This is a genomic window from Mesorhizobium sp. BR1-1-13 (assembly GCF_020165515.1).
Lineage (GTDB): Bacteria > Pseudomonadota > Alphaproteobacteria > Rhizobiales > Rhizobiaceae > Mesorhizobium.
Genome location: NZ_JAIUIH010000018.1, coordinates 1 through 23,629, shown reverse-complemented (window position 1 = coordinate 23,629; position 23,629 = coordinate 1). Strand labels below are relative to the sequence as shown.

The 23,629-nt window shown below is 63.4% G+C and carries 13 protein-coding genes; 10 read left to right on the top strand and 3 right to left on the bottom strand.

From position 1 onward, the window contains the following. The first annotated feature begins 209 nt into the window (after positions 1-209). The 3 genes from LB533_RS28090 (at position 210) to hydA (ending at position 5,871) form a co-directional block, all read left to right on the top strand. A complete protein-coding gene (locus LB533_RS28090) occupies positions 210-2,630 on the top strand; it encodes an FAD-dependent oxidoreductase (protein ID WP_140639592.1) in 2,421 nt (806 codons plus the stop codon). Positions 2,631-2,699: 69 nt separating this feature from the next. Next, complete coding sequence (locus LB533_RS28085; RefSeq protein ID WP_224678706.1) at positions 2,700-4,370, top strand: ABC transporter substrate-binding protein; 1,671 nt, start codon at positions 2,700-2,702, stop codon at positions 4,368-4,370. A gap of 139 nt (positions 4,371-4,509) precedes the next feature. Next, entirely contained in the window at positions 4,510-5,871 is a 1,362-nt protein-coding gene (gene hydA / locus LB533_RS28080) for a dihydropyrimidinase (protein WP_140639590.1), read from the top strand. Positions 5,872-5,983: 112 nt separating this feature from the next. On the opposite strand, the gene LB533_RS28075 is transcribed toward hydA, so the two are convergent. Together LB533_RS28075 and LB533_RS28070 are read right to left on the bottom strand one after the other, a co-directional pair. After that, the gene (locus LB533_RS28075; RefSeq protein ID WP_140639589.1) at positions 5,984-6,703 is read right to left on the bottom strand and encodes an SDR family oxidoreductase; all 720 of its coding nucleotides are present in this window, start codon (positions 6,701-6,703) and stop codon (positions 5,984-5,986) included. Positions 6,704-6,848: 145 nt separating this feature from the next. Further along, positions 6,849-8,024 (bottom strand): alkene reductase, encoded by a 1,176-nt coding sequence (locus LB533_RS28070; protein ID WP_224678705.1) that lies wholly within the window; start codon positions 8,022-8,024, stop codon positions 6,849-6,851. Between the two features lie 111 nt (positions 8,025-8,135). On the opposite strand from LB533_RS28070, the gene LB533_RS28065 reads away from it, so the two are divergent. Further along, positions 8,136-9,047, top strand: a complete 912-nt coding sequence (locus tag LB533_RS28065; protein ID WP_224678704.1) for a LysR family transcriptional regulator — start codon at positions 8,136-8,138, stop codon at positions 9,045-9,047. Here LB533_RS28065 and LB533_RS28060 read toward each other — a convergent pair. Beyond that, positions 9,022-10,485: a PLP-dependent aminotransferase family protein gene (locus LB533_RS28060; protein ID WP_224678746.1), complete on the bottom strand. Its 1,464-nt coding sequence runs from the start codon at positions 10,483-10,485 to the stop codon at positions 9,022-9,024. The two genes, LB533_RS28065 and LB533_RS28060, sit on opposite strands and share 26 nt — an antisense overlap. Before the next feature lie 86 nt (positions 10,486-10,571). Between LB533_RS28060 and LB533_RS28055 the strand changes: the two genes are divergently transcribed. From LB533_RS28055 to LB533_RS28030, 6 genes are all read left to right on the top strand, one after another. Continuing rightward, complete coding sequence (locus LB533_RS28055) at positions 10,572-10,991, top strand: cupin domain-containing protein (RefSeq protein WP_224678703.1); 420 nt, start codon at positions 10,572-10,574, stop codon at positions 10,989-10,991. A 13-nt stretch (positions 10,992-11,004) separates the two neighbouring features. Continuing rightward, positions 11,005-11,460, top strand: coding sequence for a carboxymuconolactone decarboxylase family protein (locus LB533_RS28050; RefSeq protein ID WP_224678702.1), 456 nt, complete (start codon positions 11,005-11,007; stop codon positions 11,458-11,460). Between the two features lie 13 nt (positions 11,461-11,473). After that, on the top strand, positions 11,474-12,124 hold the full coding sequence (locus tag LB533_RS28045) for an HD domain-containing protein (RefSeq protein ID WP_224678701.1): 651 nt from the start codon (positions 11,474-11,476) through the stop codon (positions 12,122-12,124). Between the two features lie 43 nt (positions 12,125-12,167). Continuing rightward, positions 12,168-12,614: a carboxymuconolactone decarboxylase family protein gene (locus LB533_RS28040; RefSeq protein ID WP_224678700.1), complete on the top strand. Its 447-nt coding sequence runs from the start codon at positions 12,168-12,170 to the stop codon at positions 12,612-12,614. Continuing rightward, complete coding sequence (locus LB533_RS28035) at positions 12,611-13,273, top strand: HD domain-containing protein (protein ID WP_224678699.1); 663 nt, start codon at positions 12,611-12,613, stop codon at positions 13,271-13,273. The genes LB533_RS28040 and LB533_RS28035 overlap by 4 nt, the downstream gene beginning before the upstream one ends. Positions 13,274-14,399: 1,126 nt before the next feature. Continuing rightward, on the top strand, positions 14,400-23,629 hold a 9,230-nt coding region (locus tag LB533_RS28030), incomplete at its 3' end, for a beta strand repeat-containing protein (protein ID WP_224678698.1).

Here is a 23,629-nt window from a genome sequence, read left to right as displayed (position 1 = left end):
CTCGTTTTTTTTGGCCAAAATCATAGCCGAAACCGGGATTGGCGCCCAATTGCAGGCTTTACAGCCATTTGTCGGGCTTTCTACACTGCCGATAGTCGAAAAAGTGAGGTCATGCCGGCGAGCGTAAGCCGAGCCCAGCCCTCAGTCACCATCATACCAATTGCAAATCTGCCTGCCCTCGGGACCTAGAGCCAAAAGGAACACGTGAAATGCGGACCCATGCCCAGGCTGTTGTGATCGGCGGCGGTCTGATCGGATGCTCCATCCTTTATCATCTCGCGAAACATGGCTGGACCGATGTCGTGCTATTCGAGCGCGATGAACTGACCTCGGGCTCGACTTGGCACGCCGCGGCCAACATCCACGGCCTGCACGACTCCACCAACATCAGCCGCCTGCAGCATTACACGATGGCGCTCTACAAGGAGCTGGAGAAGGAGACGGGGCAGGGCTGCGGCGTCTTCCAGCCGGGATCGCTCTACCTTGCCCAGACCGAGGCGCGGGAACATCAGCTCAGGCTGCAGGAGGCCAAGGCCCGCCGTTACAAGATGAATTTCTACGAGGTCGACCGGGCCGAGGCTGAGCGGCTGCACCCGCTGGTGGATTTCGATGGCATACGCTGCATCATGTACGAACCCGAGGGCGGCAACGTCGATCCTTCGGGCGTCACGATGGCCTATGCCGCCGGCGCGCGCCAGCGCGGCGCCGAGATCCACCGCTTTACCCCTGTGACAGGAACGGAGCAGCAGCCGGACGGCAGTTGGATCGTGCGCACCACCAAAGGCGACGTGCACACGCAATGGGTGGTCAACGCCGCCGGCCTGTGGGGACGCGAGGTCGCCGCCATGGCCGGGCTGGAACTTCCGCTGATCCCCACCGAGCACCAGTATTTCGTGACCGAGACCATCCCGGAAATCGCCAATATGGGCAGGCGCCTGCCTTCGGTCGCCGACCGCGACGGCGAATACTACCTCCGCCAGGAGGGCCTTGGCCTGCTGATCGGCGCCTATGAGCGGGCGATGAAATTCTGGGCGGAGGACGGCACGCCGCTGGATTTCGGCCATGAGCTCTTCCCCGACGATCTGGAGCGCATCGAGGAAAACATGATGCGCGCCATCGCCCGCGTGCCGGCGGTTGGCGCCGCGGGCATCAAGAAGGTCATCAACGGGCCGATGATCTGGTCGCCGGACAGCGCGGCGCTGTTCGGTCCCGTGCCGGAGTTGAGGAACTATTTCTGCTGCAACGGCCTCATCCCTGGCTTCTCGCAATCCGGCGGACTCGGCAAACTCGCCGCAGAGTGGATGATCGAGGGCGAGCCGACGCTCGACATGTTCGGCTGGGATCTCGCCCGGTTCGGCCACTGGGCAAGCAAGGCCTTCGTCAAGGCGCGGGTGCAGGATCAGTACAGCCACCGTTTCAAGATCCATTTCCCGAATGAGGAGCGCGCGGCAGGGCGGCCGGTGCGGACGCGACCGGCCTATGCCATGCAGAAGGATAAGGGCGCGGTCTTCGGCCTGAATTTCGGCTGGGAGCATCCGCTGTGGTTCTCGACCGACGGCGAGCCTCGAGAAGAGACGATAGGGTTCACCAGGCAGAATTGGTGGCATCCCGTCGGCCGCGAGGCGCGCATGCTGCGCGACCACGTCGGCGTTATCGATGTTTCCAACTTCGCCAAATACGAGGTCAAGGGGCCGGGTGCCGAGGCTTGGCTGAACGCACTCTTCGCCAACAAGATCCCTGCCAAGGTCGGCAAATCCTGCCTGACGCCGCTGATCGGCAAGCGCGGCGGCATTGCCGGCGACTTCACGGTGACCAAGCTCGGCGAAGACGAATATCGCATTTTCGGCTCCGGCATGGCCGAACGCTACCATCAGCGCTTCTTCAAGATGGTGCCGTTGCCTCCAGACACCACGTTCCGCTCGCTGACCGAGGCGATGTGCGGCTTTAATGTTGCCGGACCGAAGTCGCGCGCGGTGCTGCAGCGACTTACCAATGACGATCTAACGACCGAATCCTTCCCCTTCATGGCATCGCGCCGCATCACCGTTGCACGCGTCGATGTCATCGCATTGCGCGTCTCCTTCACCGGAGACCTCGGCTGGGAACTCTACTGCGAAGAGAAGGACCAGACTGCCCTTTACAGCGCGTTGCTCGACGCCGCGCGGCAGGAAGGCGGTGGGCCGGTCGGCTCGCGCGCGCTGATGTCACTCAGGGTCGAGAAAGGCTACGGCAGTTGGGGTCGCGAATATTCGCCCGAATACTGGCCGCAGGAGGTCAGGCTCGACCGGCTGGTCAAGATGGACAAGGGCGACTTCCTCAATCGGGGCGCCTATGCTGCGCTGGCCTCCAAGCCGGCGCGCGACGAGTTGATCATGATCTCGATCGAGGCGGAGGATGCCGATGCCACGGGCGGCGAGCCGATCTTCCTGCCGGACGGCACGCCGGTCGGCCAGGTCACGTCCGGCGCCTATGGCTACCATGTCGGCATGTCGCTGGCGCTTGGCTACGTGAAGGCGGGCTCCGTCAAGTCCGGAGAAGCGGTCACGGTCGCGATCCTCGGCCACCCGCACAAGGCCGTGTTGCTCGACCGGCCGCCTTTCGACCCCGATGGCAAGAGACTGCGGGCCTGATTATGAAAATCGTGGCGCGCCAAAGGGTTATCGCATGATCTAGACCTGCGGCAACTGGGAGGTACTACCGTGGAAAAAGCATCGCATCCCTATATTCCTACGCTTCTCGACCAGATGAAGGACGGCCGGATCGGCCGCCGCGACTTTCTCAGGAAGGCAACGCTCCTTGGGCTTTCGGCGACGGCCGCCTATGCCATGGCGGGGCTGCCCGAGCCTATGTCCCAGGCTCGCGCCGAGGATAGGCCGAAAGGTGGAAATCTGCGGATCGGCATGCGTTGCCAGGAGATCAAGGATCCCCACACCATCGACTTCTACGAGAAGTCCAACGTCATCCGCCAGGTTTGCGAATTTCTGACCTTCACCGATCGCGATAACATCACTCGTCCTTACCTTCTGGAGAAATGGGATGTCAGCGACGACCTGAAAACCTGGACGCTGCATGTTCGCAAGGGCGTGAAATGGCACGACGGCAGGGACTTCACCGCCGACGACGTCGTATGGAACCTCAAGCGTGTCTGCGATCCCAAGGTCGGCTCTTCGATGCTGGGCCTGATGACGGGTTACCTCGTCGAACAGTACGATACCGGCGAGAAGGACGACAAGGGCAAAGCAAAGATGTCGAGCCGCCTGTGGTCCGACAATGCCATCGAGAAGGTCGACGATCATACTGTCAGGCTGAATTGCAAGTCGCCCCAGGTGGCGGTGGCGGAACATTTCTTCCACTACGCGATGCCGATCATCGATCCCAACGACAATGGTGCGTTCGGCGTCGGCACGAACGGAACCGGGCCGTTCGAACTCATCGAGTACAACATCGGAAAGAACGCCAAGTTCAAGGCCAGGACGGACTATTGGGGCGGAGGCCCGTACCTCGACACGTTCGCCTTCGTCGATCTTGGTGACGGCGCCGGGGCCGGCATCGCCGCCATGGCCTCGAAACAGGTCGATGGCCTGTCGACTGCGGATCGCGTCGAAATCAACTCGATGAAGAGTTTCCCGCATATTGCCGTCTACAGCGTCCCGTCGGCCCAGACGACGGTCGCGCGCATGCACCCGGAAGGTCCGTTCGCCGACAAGCGCGTGCGCCAGGCGATGAGGCTCGCCGTGGATCGCAACAAGATCATTCAATTGGCCCTGCTCGGCGGTGGAGCGGAAGGGGAGGATCACCACGTCGCCCCGTCGCATCCGGAGTATGCTCCGTTGCCCAAGATCGATCGAGACGTCGAGAAAGCGAAGAAGCTTCTGGCCGACGCCGGATTCCCGGATGGGTTCGAGCACGACATGATCACGCGCTCCGAACCGGCCTATGAGGTCGCCATGGCTCAGACGCTGGTCGAGCAGTTCAAGGACATCGGCGTGAAGATCAACATCAAGACCCTGCCGAATGCCCAATATTGGGACATATGGACCAAGGTTCCGTTCTCTATCACGGGATGGAGCCATCGGCCGCTCGGCATCATGACGCTGGGGTTGGCCTACCGCTCGAACGTGGCATGGAACGAGTCGCATTTCTCCAACGCCGAATTCGACAAGCTGCTGACCCAAGCCGAGGGCATCCTCGATCCGAAGGAGCGCTCCAAGGTGATGGAGAAGATCGAGCTGATCCTGCAGGACGAAAGCCCGATCATCCAGCCTTACTGGCGCGACCAGCAGACCGTGATGGACAAGAAGGTGAAGGGCTTCGAGAAGCACCCGTCGGAGTTCATCTTCGCCAAGGATTACGCAGTCGTGGCGGCCTAGACAGCGCCGGCTCGCCGTCGACTGGAAGACGGTTCACGCCCTCCCGAAATCTCTGGGAGGGCAGGGACCTTGCCCCTATCGGCGTCGCATCACGCGGTGCGCCCCTCTGAATTCTCACCAAGCTGAAGGTGGAAACTCCATGAGCTACGATCTGGTTATCAAAAACGGCACGGTGATCACCCCCAATGATACGTTTCTTGCCGATGTGGCCATAAACGGCGAACAGATCGCTGCCATTGGGCAGGGGTTGGTCGGGCAGAGGGAAATCGACGCGCGGGGTCGTTATGTGCTTCCCGGAGCCATCGATGCGCATGTGCATCTGACCGACCCGCGCTACGCCCCGCTCTATACGCCGGGTGCGGATTCGTTCGGGGTCGGCAGCAGGGCCGCTGCGATCGGCGGCGTGACGACATTCGTCGATTTCGCGTCGCCCTATGCCGGCGTCAATCTCGTCAAGGAATTGGATGTCCGGCAAAAGGAGGCCGAAGGCGAGGCGGTGATCGACTATGCGTTCAACCTCACGATACGCGACACCGACCCGTCGCGAATTGGAGAATTGCACGACATCTTCGATCGCGGGGTCACCTCCATCAAGATGTTCATGGCCTATGACGGCTACCGGCTGAACGACGCCACCATCTTCAGCGCGATGGAAGTCATCGCCGAACGCGACGGCCTCGCGGTGGTCCACGCCGAAAACGACGACATCATCAGGATGCTGAAGGCCCGTCTGGCGAAGGAAGGCAAGACCGGCACGGAGTGGTATCTGTCGGCACTTCCTTCCGCGACCGAAGGCGAGGCCGTCCATCGCGTGATAGCCTTCGCGGCGCACACCGGCGCCCGCCTGATCCTCTATCACCAGACCTGCGAGGAAGGCGTGCGCGAGATCAGGCACGCCAAAGCACGTGGTCAGAGCGTGTATGGCGAGGTCTGCGTGGCCTATCTGGTTTACACCAGCGACGACTATGAGCGAACCCTGGCCAACGGTTTCTCCATCCAGACCAGCCCGCCGATACGGGAGAAGCGCCATCAAGATGCGCTTTGGCAGGCTCTCGCGGATGGCACTCTCGACATCGTGTCCACCGACCATGGTCCGCGCAAGCGGCCCCCGGGCCAACCCGCCCATGGGATATCGGGTATCGAGGCCCGTCTGGCGCTGATTCATCATTTCGGCGTGAACGCAGGCAGGCTCAGCCTCAACAGGTGGGTCGAGGTGTGCTGCACCAACCCTGCGAAAATCTTCGGCCTCCCCAAAAAGGGTCAGCTCCTGCCCGGCTACGACGCGGATGTGGTGGTGTTCGATCCGAACAAGGAATTCACGTTCTCGGCCGAGACGCTCCATTCCGACATCGATTACAGCTCCTACGACGGCATATCGGTGCGTGGATATCCGCAAATGACGATCAGCCGCGGCGAGGTCGTCGCAGATGGCGGGTCGTTCGTGGGCAAGCCCGGGCGTGGCCGGTTCATCGAACGGGGAACAGGGAAGCGCTCCTCATAAACGGAAGCCATAGCATTCCACGATGCTCCCGATATCGAGCAACGGCTCGCTGCGAGAACGACCGGGCTGCGATAGGGCCGTCGCTGCGGCTTTGATCGCCAGTCTCTTCGAATCAAATGGCGATTCGGCCGGTCGATCCGCCACCATCGACGAACAATGTCTGCCCGGTGATGTACCCGGCTTCTTCCGAGAGCAAAAAGGCGATGGCAGCGGCGAGTTCCTCCGGCTTGCCGAGGCGACGCATCGGGATCATCGAAAGGAAGCGCGTCTCTGCCTCGCTGCCCGCCGGCGTATTCTCGCGAAACATCTCTGTTTCCACCGGGCCCGGCGCGACCTCGTTGACCGTGATGCCGGTTTGGGCCAGCTCCAGCGCCCACGTTCGTGTCAAGCTGTCGATCGCCGCCTTGGCTGCCGCATAGGCGCTACGACGCGCAATGCCCACGACGACGATGCTGGAGAGGTTGACGATGCGGCCCCAGCCCTTCTCACGCATAGCCGGCAGGACCGCCTGCACTGCCGCAATCGTCGGATGGATGTTGCCCGGCATGATATCATCCACATCTGCGAGATCGATCTCGCCCAACGCATGCATCTTGATCATACCGAGGTTGTTGACGACGCCATCGAAAGAATAGCGTTGAGCGAGATCGGCAAGGGCTTCCGCCGCGGCCTTGCTATCAAAGAGGTCGATCGGCACCAGCGTGCCTGGAAAGCTCGGATCCGCACCGCGAGCGATGCCGACCACGTGATGGCCGGCGGCGGCGAGCCGCGTTGAAAGCGCGCGGCCGATGCCCTTGCTGGCTCCGGTGACGAGAAATGTTCGCTTTGTCATAATGCTCTACTGTTGTGGAAGAACCGCCAGCCCACGTGACCCGGGATGTTGCGGGAGTGGGCGACTTCACCGGATGCCGGGCAGGCTACTCGACCGGTAGGAGTCCGGCATTCGGGTCTCGGACTCCTATTCGGCCTTTGTCGTATCAAGCGGCTCTGCTTGCGGCGCTATCGTCCGAATATGCGGGGAAGTCCGTGTATCCCACTTCTCCATTGCGGGTGTAGTAGACGGACCGGTCAGCTACGGCCAAAGGCCAGCCGTTCCTGAGGCGCTCGACGAGGTCTGGGTTGCCGATATACGGCCTGCCATAGGCAATCAGGTCTACCAGGCCGGTATCAAGAGAGGCCTGGGCTCGCTCGACGTCATCGAAGCCACCACACCAGATGAAAGCGCCGGGGAACGAAGCCCGAGCCGTGGCGAGCATGTCGTGGTCGAGATGGCGCGCCTCGAACGTGGCGGATTCCATGTTGCCGTCGGGCAGCAGCTCGTAAAGCAGATGGATATAGGCGACGCCGCGGCGCCCGAGCTGCTCGACGACGTACAGGAACGTCTCCTCGACAAGCGGGTCCGCAGGCATTGAACCATATTTGCCGAATGGCGAGAGGCGAACACCGACGCGTCCTGGGCCGAATTCAGCCACCACCGCCTCCACGACTTCCATCAGGAACCGTGTGCGATCTTCCATGCTGCCGCCACCATAGCGGTCGGTGCGGGTATTGAGGACCGAGTTCATGAACTGCTCGATCAGGTAGCCGTTGGCGGCATGAATCTCGACGCCGTCGAACCCGACCTCCCGGGCGTTGGCGGCGGCTTTGGCGAAGGTTCCCACCATGGCCGTCACTTCCTCGGTGCTGAGCGGCCTCGGCATCTCTGCCGCCATGAAGCGCAACCGGCCGTCCGGGCCATGGGCGAACACCTCTGAGCCGACGGCCTGTTCCGCGGTCACGCCCACTGGCGCCTGGCCGTTCGGCAGAAGCGAGGAATGCGCCAGTCGGCCGACATGCCACAGCTGCATGAAGATGGTGCCGCCCTGACGATGAACCTCTTCGGTCACCGGGCGCCAGGCCTGCTTCTGAGCCTCGGAGTGAATCCCGGGGATCCGCGCGTAGCCGTGACTGGACTGATCCACGTCGTTGACTTCGGATATAATCAGACCGGCGCTCGCGCGCTGGCCGTAATATTTGACTGTCAGTTCGTTGGGGAGGTCGCCGTCGGTCCGAAGAGGGCCTTCGGAGGTGCGGGTGCGCGTCATCGGCGGCATGACGATGCGGCTTGTGAGGTGGACGGGGCCTAGATCGAAGGAATCGAATAGAGAAGGCATGGGAGGGCTCCTGTGGAGAATTTACGCTTCAAAGCATATAAACCGGCGCGATGAGGCCAATTAGTGCCCAACGAGTAGACTCACTGGTGCGTCTGGAGCTACAACAAGCGGATGGGCACCCGTTTCGATGGCATCGCAGAATTTGTCGCCGTGACGCGGCTCGGTAGCTTCACGGCGGTCGCTGCGCAAATGGGGATGGCCAAATCCGCGATCGGCCGAGCGGTGTCGCGGCTGGAGGCGCGCTTAGGCTCAAAGCTCCTGCACCGGACCACTCGCCGCCTGACCTTGACGCCTGCCGGAGAGGCCTGGCTCGAACACTGCATCGCGGCGCTCGACGAACTCGAGCGCGGCGAGAGCGCTCTGACGCTGGCGCGGGACACACCCGGCGGCGAAGTCCGCATCGATCTGCCGACGGCGTTCGGCCGGCTGCACATCATGCCTGTGCTGCTCGATGTGGCGGAACGCTATCCGGCGTTGAACCTCAACGTCAGCTTCACCGACCGCCGGGTCGACTTAATTGGCGAAAATATCGACCTCGCCGTGCGCATCGGCAACCTAGACGATTCGACCGACTTGCTCGCGCGCCAGATCGGCGTCCAGCATATGGTGATCGTTGGAGCGCCCAGCTATCTCGCGCGGCACGGCGTTCCTCGTTCCTGGAGCGATCTTGCTCAACATGATTGCATCGTCGGACGACGGGAGGGCAATCGCATCGCCTGGCTGATGCGACAACCGGACGGCTCGACTGCCCGGCAGCCTGTCCCCGTCAAGCATGAACTGCAGGATTTCGAGACGGTGCTGATGGCCGTGAAAGCAGGACACGGCCTAACCCAGCTCCCATCATGGATGGTCGAGGACGATGTCCGCGGCCGCGCTTTGGAGATCGTCCTGGATGGGCTGTCAGGCGGCGAGTTGCCGATCAATATTCTTTGGCCGCACACGAGGACGCTGCCGGCGAAGATACGCGTGACCATAGATGGCCTGGTTCAGGGGGCGCTCAAGTTGTCGAGCGCCGTCGCTTAGCGAGGATGGGTGCAGATCGGCCCCGGCCTTCGAGCCGACGGAGGACCTCGAAGAGCCGGTCACAGGATTTTCCCAGGTTCTTGCTCGGCGCGGTGGCGATTCCGAGCAAGAGGCCGGTCTCGGCCCTGGCTGGCGAAGCGTACCATGCGGAGAGCGGTGCGGGAGACATACCGAAGGCGGAGACCTCGCGCGCCACTGCGATGTCCGATGTTTCTCTGGGCAGCTTCAGCAGCACGGCCAAACCCGGCGTTGCGATCTGTTCGGCGTTAACCCTCGCTTCAAGCTGCTCGATCAGCGCCTCGCGTCTTGCGATATAGGCGCGCTTCGTGCGGCGGAGATGGCGAATATAATGACCCTCCCGCATGAATTCGGCGATCGCGAGTTGCACCGCCGGTCCCGGGGCCGGGGCCAGGCAAGCTGCGACTTCCGCGAAGCGACAGACAAGGTCGGTCGGCACGATCACGAACCCCAGCCGAAGTGTCGGGCTAATCGTCTTGCTGAAGGACCCAATGTGAATGACGCGTCCAAGGCGGTCGAGCGACGCAAGCGCCGGCGCGGCCCTGCCCGTCAGCTGCAGCTCGCTCAGATAATCGTCTTCGATCACCCAGGCCTGGTTAGCCGCTGCCCATTCGAGCAGGCGCAGGCGGCGCTCGAGCGACAAAGTCGGGCCGAGCGGCGCATGTTGGCCCGGCGTCACAAGCGCTAGCTTCGCTGCCGGATGATGGCGCAGCGCCTCGTCCAGATCGAACCCGTTGCAATCGACCGGGATAGGAGCGAGGGACAAACCGGCGAGTTCGAGCCCCTTTCGGGTCCATGGGAAGCTGGGCTCCTCGATCCAGCCGGTCTGCCCTGCCAGCTTCAGGACGGAGAGCGCCAGGCCGAGTCCCGCACCGAAACCTCCGGTGATGACAACCTGCGAGGGCAGACAGGTAATCCCCCGCGCGACAGCGAGATAGCCGGCGATTTCCCGCCTAAGTTCGAGCTCACCGCGAGGATCGGGGTACAGAGGTGCCGCGATCGCTTCGGCACGGATCGCGTGCGCGCGTATGCGCGCGAACAAGGTGGCGGGGAAGATGTCGCTTGCCGGAACCCCCATCTGGAAGATCCCCGGTCCCTGCGTCATCTCCTGGTAGATCCGCATGAAAGAACCTTCGTCCGGCACCGGCTCGGATCGCACGACGGCGCGGGGGCGCTGCGCGACGCGCGTGCCTGCAGCCGGCGTTGCATCGATCAATTGCGCGGCCGCAAGCTTTTCATAGGCGGTTCGGACAGTACCGCGCGCAACACCCAGCTGTGCCGCGAGATCCCGCCATGAAGGCAATCGCACGCCGGGCTCCAGCACGCCTTCTTCAATGGCAGCCGCCACGCCCTTCCGAATTTGCTCCGCCAGAGGAATCTTCGCGGCGCGATTCAGATCCAGGTTCAGCGGTTTGCTCATGGCACTACGGTACACGATTTCTTCGCGTTCTCGGTACTTTTTTCTGACCCGATCGCCGAGCATCTATCCGTGCAAAGGAGATGCGAATGCCAAAACAAATCTGCACCATTCTCACCACCGCTTGCGTCGCGCTGGCCATCAGCGGGCCGGCTTGGACGCATGACCGCCATTCAGAAACGGTCACGCCGAAGTTCGAGCAGGTGATCCCGAACATCCCCGGCAAATCGATGCTCGTCGTCGAGGTTGACTACGCGCCGGGTGCCGCCTCTCGGCCGCACCGACACGCGAAATCCGCGTTCATCTTCGCCTATGTGGTCTCGGGCGAGATCCAGTCCAAGGTGAATGACGGCGAGGCCCGCATCTACAAGGCCGGCGAGAGCTGGTCGGAGCCGCCCAACGCGACCCATTCGGTCAGCCGCAATGCCAGCAAGACCAGGCCGGCGAAGCTGCTCGCGGTCTTCGTCGTCGATTCTGACGACAAGGCCCTCACTACTCCTGTCAATTGAACGGATCGGAATAATGGCCAAGAGGCTGGATTACAATCAAATCGCGCCGAACGGCGCCAAGGCGTTCGGCACCGTCTACGGCTATGTCCTTCAGAGCGGCTTGCCCGTCGAATTGGTCGAGTTGGTCTTTCTGCGGGTCTCGCAGATCAACAACTGCGCCTATTGTCTCGACATGCACACCCGCGACCTCGTCAAGAAGGGCGTGAAGATCGAGAAGATCGCGCTGGTGCAGGCATGGAAGGAAGGCGGCAGCCTGTTCGGCGAGACCGAACGGGCCGCGCTCGCCTGGGCGGAGAGCGTGACCAATGTTGCTCAGACCGGCGTGCCGGATGCCGCCTATGAAGCCGCGCGCGCCGTCTTCGATGAAAAGCAGATCGTCGACCTGACGATCGCGATCAGCCTGATGAACAGCTACAACCGCATGGCCATCAGCTTCCGGAACACGCCTCAGGCCGCCCTCGAGAACTGATGGGGTAAAAACAATGATTGGTAGCGTGATCTCCGGGATCAAGATCCCGGACAGCAAACTGGTGCGCGAGGCGTCCGAGTTCGTCAGGGACCGGGAGACCGAGTTCCTTTTCCACCATTCTGTTCGCGTCTATCTCTGGGGTGCGCTGCTGGGCGAGCGGTTGGGCCTCAACATCGATCCCGAGCTTTTCTACACCGCCTCGCTCTTCCACGACCTGGGCTTGACGGAGGGCTTCCGCGAAAGCCAGCTTCGGTTTGAGGTTGACGGCGCCAATGCCGCGCGCGACTTCCTGCGGGATCACGGCATCTCGCAGACCGACACCGAACAGGTTTGGCTCGCGATCGCCCTCCATACAACTCCCGGTATCCCGGAGCATCTTCACCCTATTGGGACGCTAACGGCCGCAGGCGTCATGATGGACATCGTCGGCTACGGCTATGAAGGCTACACGGATGAGCAGCGGAATGCCGTCGAGGTCGCTTATCCGCATGCGCCCGGATTCACCGAGCGATTCCTCGACACGCTCTACGGCGGCTTGGCGCATAGGCACGACAGCACGCACGCCACCGGTCTCGCCGACGTCGTTGCCGACAAGGTCCCTCATTTTCACCGCCGGAACTTCTGCAGCCTGATGCGGAATGCACCCTGGGCCGACAAAGTCTGATCAGGAATGGCGATCAGCTGTGCCTCTCCACATCGAGGATAATATGGAACGCATCGATTTTTACCAGGCAAGCCCGGCGGGCATGAAGACCGTCGATAACGTCTACAACCATGTCCTGCAGAGCGGCCTTTCCAAGACACTGATCGATCTGCTCTTCCTCTGCGTCTCGCTGATCAATGGCTGCGCCTACTGCATCGACATGCATACGGCCGATCTGATGGGGGACAAGGTCAGTACCGCGAAGATCGCACTCGTGCCCGCCTGGCATGAGGGCGGGAACCTGTTCGATGAGACCGAGCGCGCTGCGCTCGCCTGGGCCGAGACGGTGACGCGGGTTGCCGAAACCGGCGTTCCGGAGGCCGCTTACCAAGCCGCTGCCAAGGTCTTCGACCCGGGCCAGCTCACCGAACTGACCATTGCGATCGGCCTGATCAACGCCTATAACCGTTTGGCGATCAGCTTCCGCAAGACGCCGGAATCGCTCAAGTGACGGCCGACAAGATCAACGCAGCCGCGATCATTTCGGGAGTGCGGATCCCGGACAGCAAGATCGCGCGCGAGGTGACCGAGTTCATTCGCGATACCGAGAGCGATCTCCTCTTCAACCACTCTGCGCGGGTGTATCTCTGGGGTGCCCTGACCGGGGACCGGATGGGCCTGAGCTTCGATCCGGAGCTGTTCTACGCAGCTGCGATGTTCCACGATATCGGCCTCACACAGCATTATGGGCACAGCCATTTGCGTTTCGAAGTCGATGGTGCGAACGCGGCACGGGACTTTCTGCGGCAGCGTGGGATTTCGGATAGCGATGTCGACACCGTCTGGAATGCCATTGCACTTCACACCACACCCGGCATTCCGGAATTCATGCGCCCCGAGATTGCGCTGGTCCAGGCGGGTGCCGGCATGGACGTGGCTGGTCGCGACTTCGATATGTTCACTATCGAACAGCGCGAAGCCGTGACCGCTGCATTTCCGCGCGAAGCCAACTTCAAGCTCGGCATCATAGACGCGTTCTACGAGGGCATGAAGCACCGCCCGGAGACCACCTTCGGCACCTTCAACGATGACATTTTGGCTTTCAAGGATCCGCATTTCCGGCGCATCGACATATGCAGCGCGATCCTGTCTTCGAACTGGGCCGGCTGAGTTTCCCTAGCGCATCTCCGACCCGGGTGCTCGCGCGCCCGAATGCCGCAAAAGGTGCCTGTCTGGATAACGCCTCATATTAGACGTTGGGTTCTCTTTCAGTGTTCCCAAAAACAGACATTCCGCGTGCGCCGATCGGGGAGGTTGCAGCGCTGAGATGCAGCGCTCCAGCCGCGACTTGTGAGCCCGCAATTGAAGGCCGATTTCATGGAGCTTTGCGCGCTTGTTGGGAGCGCGCGCTGCAATCAGCTCTTGTTCAAGCCGGGCAATATGTTCCCTGACCTCTTGGGCATCGACAAGTCGCTGTTTCCTGATCCAGCCCCGACCCTTCATCTGTCCAATCCTTTGAGCTCACTTTTTCAAAGATCGGACGCGTAGTGACACATACCAATCAAGCGCTGTCGGAATGGTGCATTCAGCCTTCCTGTAGCGAGGTCTCATGGCTCGCATGCCCGTTACGAACCGAGTGGCAAGCCCGTCCGAATATGTCGCCGAACGCCGGCGAGGCAACCCCTGTGCTGCACCTTTTCTGAACGTGTCGCTTCACCAAATGGACGTACTGGAGGCAAGCGGCGGTGCGAAGTGTATTAGCTACGCAAAATGTTCAACGCGGGCAATCGGTTCAGCTTGAAAAGCATTCGGTCGGCATTCGGTTGTAGCAGCTCTGGCTAATGTTAGATCAGGGAAGAATGAGTCTCAGCTAAAGGTCGAGCTGTGGCGTTATGAATACGCTAACTAAACACACCGCTGTCCGATGTTTTTTTATTGATATTTAGCCTTCTTGGGGTATGCCTACGCAAGCGGTGAATCGGGGGATGGTCATGCGAAAGGACGAATCTGCCTTTCGAGCGGGACAAGCGTCCCGCGGCAACTCCCTTTCTACCATCGCGCAAGCCTGGGGCCAGTTGGGCAGAGTGCCTTCCCGGTAATGGCGAGTCAGCAAACATCATTCTCATATGGAGTCCGTTCAGGCCGTGAGGCCAACGGGGGGCGATTGACCATGCAGCAGGCGACCGGGCACAAGGCAAGCAGAACCCAGCGCCAGTCGAATAAAAGTGGACGGGAAAGCGAAGCGGGAGGTAACCGCTCGGCGTGCGCCTGTTCGCACCTTGTCCGTGGCGGCCGCATGACCAAGTGGAAGGGCCAGGCGGCAAGCTATGCGCCAAATGTTGCCCAGATCACTTTGGCATTCGCCGGTCAGCGGAATGCCGCCGTCGCCGCCATAGCGCTCCTCATGGGCCTTGCTACTGGTCCTGCGGGCGCTGCCGATCTCTACTGGGACGCCGATGGCTCGGGGGTCCAGATCGGCGGTCCCGGAACCTGGAACACCACGACGCCGGCCCTTTGGAACTCGAGCGGCAATCCGGCGGTCGGTCCGTTCTCCACCTGGAACAATGCTGCCGGTGACAATGCCATCTTTGAAGGCAGCGCTGGAACGGTGAATCTCGCCGGGCCGATCACGGCCCATAATCTGACGTTCAATGTCGACGGCTATACGCTCACGGGCGGCACGCTGACGCTCACCGGCACGACGCCGACCATCTCGATTGGCAGTGGATCCACCGCTCCCTTCACCCCCTTCACCGCCACGATCAACTCGGCGATCGCCGGATCGGCGGGGCTCACCAAGGCAGGCACCGGCGCCCTGACGCTGGGCGGCGCGAACACGTTTTCGGGCGGTATCAACGTCAGCGCCGGCACATTGACGCTGAATGGCGCCAGCAGCTTCACCGGCGATGTCAACGTCGCCAGCGGCGCAACCCTTACCGTCGGCAACGATGCGGCGCTCGGGGCGGCCGCCAATCGTATCGTGACCACCGCAGGCGCTAACCTGACGGCGAACGGCGCACTCGCTGCAAGTCGCATCGTGTCGCTGGGCAGTGGGGGGCAAACCACCATCACCGGAACGGGCGCGGGTTCGGCAAAATATACCGGCGCCGGTGGCCTTATTGCGTCCGGAGCATCGCTGACCAACAACGCCAATGACTACACCGGGCAGACGACCTTCTCAATCGCGCCTGACACGGTCTTGAATTTCAGCTCGGTCGGCAATCTCGGCGAAGCAAGTGCGCTTGGAGCCGCCAGTGATCCAACGCTTGGAACCATCTCCGTCCAGCGCACCGGCGGCTCCACCAGCTATCTCGCGTACACCGGGACTGGGAACGACTCCAACCGCAACTGGGCTTTGTCCGCTGCCGGTGGCCACTTGGTGTTCTCGAACAGCGGCACTGGAACCCTGACGCTGAGGGGAAACATTGCGCTCGCTGGCACCTCCGGCACGGCTGTCGTCTTCTCGGCCGATTCCGCCGATATGGCGCTCCTAGGACAGATAGGACTGCCCAGCGGCAGTATCCTCAGGGCGTCTTTCACAGGCAGCAGCAACGCCCGCACGATCACGCTCGGCGACAATAACAGCTTCAATGCTCCCGTGACGATCAGCTCGGTGACCGTCAAGGCGGTTACGCTCTCAAACGCCGGTGTGAACAGTTCGCTGGGCGCCGGGACGATCGTGACCATCAATGCCGGTGGCATTCTGAGCTATACGGGCGGCGGCGCCTCCAGCAACCGGACCTGGTCGGTCGGGGACGCCACCATCAACAACGACGGTACCGGCGCGCTGACCCTGAGCGGCGCCGCCACATTCAACGCCAATTCGCGATTGACCTTCGGCGGTACCTATACGGGCGTCAACACGTTCTCCGGCGCGATTTCCAGTTCCGGCGCGCTCGCCAGCAGCGGCAACGGCACCTGGGTGCTTACCGGTGCCAACACCCGCACGGGGGCAATTCAAATCAATGGCGGCACCCTACGTGCAGGTAGCGCCTCGGCATTCGGCACCACCACGGCGATCACAATCAGCAGCGGCACGCTCGACCTCAACGGTTTCGATCTGGCGGCTACAAGTTTGGCCGGAACCGGAGGAACCGTTGCGCTTGGGAGCGGTAACCTGACGGTCAGTCCGGCATCCGGAACGACGGTGTTCGCCGGCAGCATCACCGGTTCGGGCGGATACACCAAGCTCGGCGCGGGGACCCAGAGACTGACCGGCCAGAACACCTATACCGGCGCTACGACGGTGGGGGGCGGCACGCTGGCGCTTGACTTTACGGCTGCCGGCGCCCCGGCGAGCAACATTATCTCCAGCGCGTCCACCCTGAACATGGCTGGTGGCGCGCTGACGGTGAACGGTTCGTCCGGCCAGACGCAAGGCTTTGCGGCGACCAACATCACCGCCGGCGGCAACACCATCACGGGAGCGGGGACCGTCACCGTCAATCTCGGTGCGATCAACCGAACCGGCGGCATCGTCAATTTCGTCCTGCCCACCAGCGGCACTATCACGACGACGCCGACCACGGTGCTGGGCGGCTGGGCGACCGTCACCAGCGGCACGACGACCGACTATGCCCAGGTCGACGCCACCGGCAACATCATCGCGCGCACCACCTATGCGAACAAGGATGATGCCGGCACCTGGGTGAGCGGCGACGTCGTCAGCGACGAAGGTGGCGTCGGGCCGAATACGCAGTACTTCGGCACCGTCGGCAATGTGCAGCTCGGCGGCCTCAAATATACGGTGGCGCGGCCGAGCACGGTGACGATCGGGGCCGGCAACACGCTCGGCGTCGACGGCACCATCATCGTGTCCGCCTCGGTGGGCAACAACGCCGACACCATCACGGGCGGTCAGCTGACCGGACCCGCCGGCGGCGGCACGCTCAGCGTTCTGCAGAACAGCACGGGCAACCTCGCGATCGCCTCGGCCATCGTCGACAATGTCGGCGCGACCGGCTTCACCAAGGCGGGCACCGGGCTCGTCACACTCTCCGGTGCCAACAGCTATACCGGCGTGACGACCGTGAGCGCCGGCACGCTCGCCGTCAACACCATCGCGAACGGCGGGACACCCAGCGCGATCGGCGCCTCGAGCAATGCCTCCTCCAACCTCGTGATCCAGGGCGCGACGCTGCAGTATACCGGCGCCACCACATCGAGCGATCGCGGCTTCATGCTGGCCACCAACGGCGCGGTGACGGCGGGCACGATCGACGTGACCCAGGCGGGAACGAACCTGCAGTTCTCCGGCGTCGTGACCAGCCCGGACAATGCCGGTCTGACCAAGACGGGTGCGGGCACGCTGACCCTGTCGAACGCCGCCAACACCTATACCGGCATCACGACCGTCAGCCAGGGCACGCTCGCCGTCGGCACGCTGACCAACGGCGGCGCCAACAGCAGCATCGGCGCCGCGTCGAGCGCTTCATCGAACCTGGTGCTGCAGGGCGGGGGCGAGCTCGAATATATCGGCGGCACGGCGACCAGCAATCGCGGCTTCACGCTCGGCACGGGCGGCGGCGCCATCGATGTCGCGCAGAACACCACGACGCTGACGATGAGCGGTGTGGCCACGGGCGCCGGCTCCCTGACCAAGAACGGCGCGGGCACGCTGATCCTGTCGGGCGCCAACCCCTATTCCGGCGGCACTGTCGTGAACGCCGGCATTTTGCGAGCGGGCGCCATCGGCGTGTTCGGCCCCGCCAACCCGGGCCCGATGACGGTGAACACCGGTGGGACGCTGGACCTCGCCGGCTTCGACAATGCGGTGGGAGGGCTCAACGGCACGGGCAATGTGCTGCTGGGCGGCGCGACGCTGACGATAGGCGGCCCCGCCGCCAGCTTTTCAGGAACGATCGGCGGTGCCGGCACCGTCTGGGTCGGCACCAACGCCAACCAGACCTTCAGCGGTTGTGGCAACAGCTATACGGGCGTGACGCGGATCAACGGTACGCTGACCGTCGGCTGTCTTCGCAATGGCAACCAGGCGAGCGACATCGGCGCCTCGACCAGCGATCCGTCCAACCTCCTTTTGGTCAATGGCACGCTGAACTACACGGGTGGCACCGTCGCCACCGATCGCGGCTTCTCGATGCCGGGGGTCGTCAATGGCAACATCGGGGTGCTGAACGCCCAGACCACACTGACCTTCAGCGGAGCGGTCACCGGAGCAGGCGGGGTTGTAAAACTTGGCCCCGGCACGCTCGTGCTCTCCGGCACCAATACCTATGCGCTTGGCACGGCTGTCTCGGCCGGCATCTTGCGGGCCGGATCGACGAGCGCTTTCGGCACCGGCTCGATGACCGTCGGTGCGGGTGCCACGCTGGACCTTGCCAATTTGAGCAATACTGTCGCGAGCCTAGATGGGAGCGGCACGGTCACACTCGGCTCCGGAACCCTGACACTCAGGACTGGTGTCAGCACACGATTCGTGGACCCCGGAGTGAACCAAAACTTCAGCGGCACGATCAGCGGCAGCGGCGGGCTGGTGAAGAACGGTACTGGCACGCAGACGCAGACCCTGTCGGGCCTCAACAGCTATACGGGCTCGACAACCGTCAACGGCGGCATCCTGGCCGTGACCAACCTCGCCAATGGCAACAGCAACAGTTCGATCGGCGCTTCGAGCAACGCGGCGACCAATCTCGTCCTCAACGGCGGCACGCTAAAATATATAGGCGCGGGCGGCAGCACGGACCGGCAGTTCACGCTCGCCCCCAACGGCGGCGGCTTCGATGCCTCCGGCACCGGCGCGATCAACTTCGCCAGCACGGCGCCGATTACGCTGACAGGCGCCGGCAACCGCACGCTGACTCTCACCGGCATCAGCACCGCCAATAATTCGCTGTCGGCCCAGATCGCTGACAACGGCGCCGGCGGCATCACCTCGCTCACCAAGGCCGGGACGGGCACCTGGGTACTGAAGAACGCGGCGAGCACCTATACGGGTAAAACGACGATTTCGGGCGGCGTCCTCGCCGTCGACAAGCTGGCCGATGGCAACCAGGCGAGCTCGATCGGCATGTCGGCCAAGGATGCGGCCAACCTCATCATCGGCAGCGGCTCGACCCTGCGCTATACCGGCGCGGGCGACACCACCGACCGCCTGTTCACGTTGCAGACCGGCACCAGCTTCATCGAATCCTCGGGCACGGGCGCGATCGTTTTCAGCAATACGGGGTCGGCCGCCTATAGCGGCAACGGCAATCGCACGCTGGCGCTCGGCGGCACCAACACCGGCCTCAACACGATGGGCGGGACCATCATCGACGGGGCGGGTGGCGTGACCACGCTTGCCAAGAACGACAGCGGCACCTGGGTGCTGACCGGCAACAACAGCTATAGCGGCAACACAGTCATCAACGACGGCAACCTGATGATCGGCAATGGCGGCACCAGCGGCAATGCCGGTACCGGCAATGTCATCGTCGCCAACCCGACGTCGACGCTGTCCTTCAACCGCAGCGATACATTCAATTTCGCCGGCACATTGAGCGGCCCGGGCAGCATCGCCCAGATCGGTCCGGGCACCACCGTGCTGACGTCGGCCACGAACGCGATCGGCAACGTCACGCGCGTCGATGCCGGCACGTTGCAGGTGGCCGGCGGATTGACCACCGGCTCGGCAACGATCAATGCCGGCGTGCTCGCGGTCTCGTCCAGCGGCACGCTGACGACACCGACCATCGCCATGAACGCCGGCTCGACGCTGAGCGTGAGCGGCATGGCCGGTGCGGCAGGCGGCGCCGCCGCGGCGCTCGCCGGCGACGCAGGCACCTCGACGATCAATGTAGGAAGCGGAGGCACGCTCAGGGCCGCTGGCGACCTCGGCGGCGGCAGCGACATCCTCAACCTGACCGGGACGTTGAACACGGGCGCCGGAGCGCTCAACCTCGGCACGGGCAACGACACGCTGACGCTCAATGACGGCGGCGCGATCGCCGGAACGGTCAATGGCGGCACCGGCGGCGAGTCAGGCGCCGGCGACACGCTGCAGGTCAACAACAATGCGGCCCGCACGCTGGACGGCGTGAATGTCAGCGGCTTCGAGAGCCTCAACAAGCAGGGCAGTGCCGCGCTGACGCTCACCGGCAATCACAGCTATAGCGCCGGCACGACGGTTTCCGGGGGCACGCTGCAGATCGGCAACGGTGCAGTCGCCGGTGCGCTGACCACGCCGACTGTGGCCAACAACGGCACGCTCGCTTTCAACATGAACAGCGACTATGTCTTCGACGGCGTCGTCTCCGGCACGGGTTCGGTCAACAAGCTCGGCACCGGCATCACGACGCTGACCGGCGCCAACAGCTATGGCGGCGCGACGAACGTCAATGCCGGTACGCTGCTGATCAACGGCAACCAGACCGCCGCGTCAGGTCCGACCACCGTTGCTCCAGGCGCCACGCTCGGCGGCACCGGCATCATCGGCGGCAGCGTCACGGTCGCCGATGGCGGTACGCTCGCGCCCGGCGGCGCAGGCAATATCCCGGGCACGCTGACCATCAACGGGAATCTCGCGCTCGGCAATTCCATTCTAAACGTGAACTTCGGCGAGGCGAATGTGCCGGGCGGCGCGTTCAACGACCTCATCAATGTCGGCGGCAACCTGACGCTGGACGGCACACTCAACATCACGCAATCGCCCGGCGGCAGCTTCGGACCGGGCGTCTACCGCGTCATGAACTATAACGGTACGCTGACCAACAATACCCTCGACGTCAGCGACCCCAACTATTTCGTGCAGACCTCGGTCGCCAACCAGGTCAACCTGGTCAATTCGGCCGGGCTGCAGCTCAGCTACTGGGACGGCAATGCCGGTCCGCATTCCAACAGCATCGTCAATGGCGGCAACGGCACCTGGCGCGCCGCCGGCGACCAGAACTGGACCGACGCCACCGGCACCTTCGCCGCGCCTTTCGCCAACGCCAGCTTCGCCATCTTCCAGGGCGCTGCCGGAACCGTCACGGTCGACAACACCAACGGCCCGGTGCAGGCCGCAGGCATGCAATTCGCCAGCGGCGGCTATCTCGTGCAGGGCGGCGACATCGGCCTGGTCGGGCCGCAATCGACGATCCGCGTCGGCGACGGCACTGCGGCCGGCGCAACCTATGTGGCGACGATCACCTCGAACCTCACCGGCAACAGCCAATTGGTGAAGACCGATCTCGGCACGCTGGTACTGTCGGGAACCAACAGCTACAGCGGCGGCACGGCGATCAACAGCGGCACGCTGCAGATCGCGTCGGACGCCAACCTAGGCGCTGCCGCGGGCGGCCTGAGCTTCGGCGGCGGCACGCTGCACACGACGGCCGATATCACTTCTGCCCGTGCCGTGACGCTCAATGCCGGCGGCGGCACCTTCGACACCGATAGCGCGACCAGCTTGGCATTGAACGGCACCATGAGCGGCGCCGGGCCTTTGACCAAGGAGGGCGGCGGTACTCTGGTGCTCAGCGGCGCCAACAGCTACCAGGGCGGTACTTTCATCAATGGCGGCACCGTCCAGATCACGGCCGATGCCAATCTCGGCGATGCAGCCGGCAAGGTCACCTTCGATGGCGGCACGCTCTACCAACAGGGTCCGGCCAGCTTCATCACCAGCCGCGACGCGACGCTTCAGTCAGGCGGCGGAACGTTCCAGCTCGACAGCACTGTGCAGTGGGATGGCGCGATCGACGGCGCAGGGGCGCTTACCAAGACCGGCCCCGGCGCGCTGATCCTCGGCGCCGACAACAGCTATGCCGGCGGCACGACGATCTCGAGCGGTATCCTGATGCTGGGCACCGGCGGAACGACCGGGTCCATCCAGGGCGATGTGCTCGACAACGGCACGCTGAGCTTCAACCGTTCCGACCTCTATCCGTTCAGCGGCACGATCTCCGGCAGCGGCGGCGTCACCCAGGACGGCACCGGCAACACCGTGCTCACGGCCGACAACACTTACACTGGCACGACGCTGATTGCCGGGGGCGGCGGGCTCTACATTTATGGCGACCAGAGCGCCGCAACTGGATTGACCAATGTCAACTTCGGCACGCTGGGCGGCTACGGCACCATCGGCGGCGACGTGTTCGTCGATGCGACCGGCCGGCTCGCTCCCGGCGGCCTTCACGCCGCGCCCGGCACGCTCACCATCAACGGTAACCTCGAACTGGCCGACGGCTCGAACCTCGACTATTCGTTCGGCCGCCCCGGCGTCATTGGCGGTGCCTATAACGACCTCACGGTCGTGCATGGCAACCTGACGCTCGACGGCTCGATCAACGTCACGCAGACCCCCGGCGGCAATTTTGGGCCGGGCATCTACCGCGTCATCAGCTATGACGGCGCTCTCACCGACAACGGGCTGGACAGCAACTCGCCCAACCGCATCGTGCAAACCTCGGTCGCAGGCCAGGTGAACCTTGTCGATATCAGCGCGATGACGCTCAACTTCTGGGACGGCGATGCCGGGCCGAAGGCCAATGATGGCGTTGACGGCGGCAACGGCACCTGGCGGGCGGCCGGCGACAACAACTGGACCGGCTCCGACGGCGACATAAATGCCGCCTTCTCGAACGGTAGCTTCGCCATCTTCGCAGGCACCGCTGGGACGGTGACGGTCGACAACACCAACGGCCAGGTTCAGGCCGCGGGCATGCAGTTCGCCACGGATGGCTATGTCGTCCAGGGACAGGACATCGCGCTGGTTGGATCGCAGGCGACGATTCGCGTCGGCGACGGCACCTTGCCGGGCGCGGGCTACACGGCGACGATTGCCTCGAACCTCACCGGCGCCAGCCAGCTGGTGAAGGCCGATCTCGGCACGCTGGTGCTCGACGGCGCCAACAGCTACTCGGGCGGCACGGCGATCAATGGCGGCACGTTGCGCGTCTCGGCCGATGCCAATCTCGGCGACGCGGCGGGAGCACTATCGTTCGACAATGGCGCGACGTTGCAAAATACGGCTGCGTTCGGCTCGGCACGTGACGTCACGCTCAAAACCGGCGGCGGCACGTTCCAGACCGATGCCGATCTCACGCTCTCCGGCGCAATCGGCGGCGCGGGCGGCTTCACCAAGACGGGCAGCGCGGCGCTGACGCTGACCGGCACCAATGCCTATGCGGGGCCGACCACCGTTGTGGCAGGCGGGCTTTATGTCGATGGCGACAACAGCCTGGCGACGGGGCCAACTTCGGTCGGGAGCGGCGCCACGCTTGGCGGCAAGGGCATTATCGGCGGCAATGTGGTGGTAGCCGATGGTGCCACCCTGTCGCCGGGATCGGCCGACGGCACGCCGGGCACGCTGGCTATCGCAGGGAACCTCTCGCTCTCGGGCGGCTCTATCCTCAACTACAGCTTCGGCCAGGCCAATGTCGCCGGCGGAGCGCTCAACGACCTCACCACCGTCGGCGGCAATCTGACGCTCGCCGGCACGCTCAATGTCACCGTCTCGCCGGGCGGAACCTTCGGTCCCGGCATCTACCGCGTCTTCGATTACAGCGGCACGTTGACCAACAACGGGCTTTCGGTCGGCTCCGT

Coding starts and splice junctions, on each gene's coding strand:
- LB533_RS28090 (WP_140639592.1), top strand. CDS start 210: ATGCGGACCCATGCCCAGGCTGTTGTGATCGGCGGCGGTCTGATCGGA.
- hydA (WP_140639590.1), top strand. CDS start 4,510: ATGAGCTACGATCTGGTTATCAAAAACGGCACGGTGATCACCCCCAAT.
- LB533_RS28075 (WP_140639589.1), bottom strand. CDS start 6,703: ATGACAAAGCGAACATTTCTCGTCACCGGAGCCAGCAAGGGCATCGGC.
- LB533_RS28070 (WP_224678705.1), bottom strand. CDS start 8,024: ATGCCTTCTCTATTCGATTCCTTCGATCTAGGCCCCGTCCACCTCACA.
- LB533_RS28065 (WP_224678704.1), top strand. CDS start 8,136: ATGGGCACCCGTTTCGATGGCATCGCAGAATTTGTCGCCGTGACGCGG.
- LB533_RS28060 (WP_224678746.1), bottom strand. CDS start 10,485: ATGAGCAAACCGCTGAACCTGGATCTGAATCGCGCCGCGAAGATTCCT.
- LB533_RS28055 (WP_224678703.1), top strand. CDS start 10,572: ATGCCAAAACAAATCTGCACCATTCTCACCACCGCTTGCGTCGCGCTG.
- LB533_RS28050 (WP_224678702.1), top strand. CDS start 11,005: ATGGCCAAGAGGCTGGATTACAATCAAATCGCGCCGAACGGCGCCAAG.
- LB533_RS28045 (WP_224678701.1), top strand. CDS start 11,474: ATGATTGGTAGCGTGATCTCCGGGATCAAGATCCCGGACAGCAAACTG.
- LB533_RS28040 (WP_224678700.1), top strand. CDS start 12,168: ATGGAACGCATCGATTTTTACCAGGCAAGCCCGGCGGGCATGAAGACC.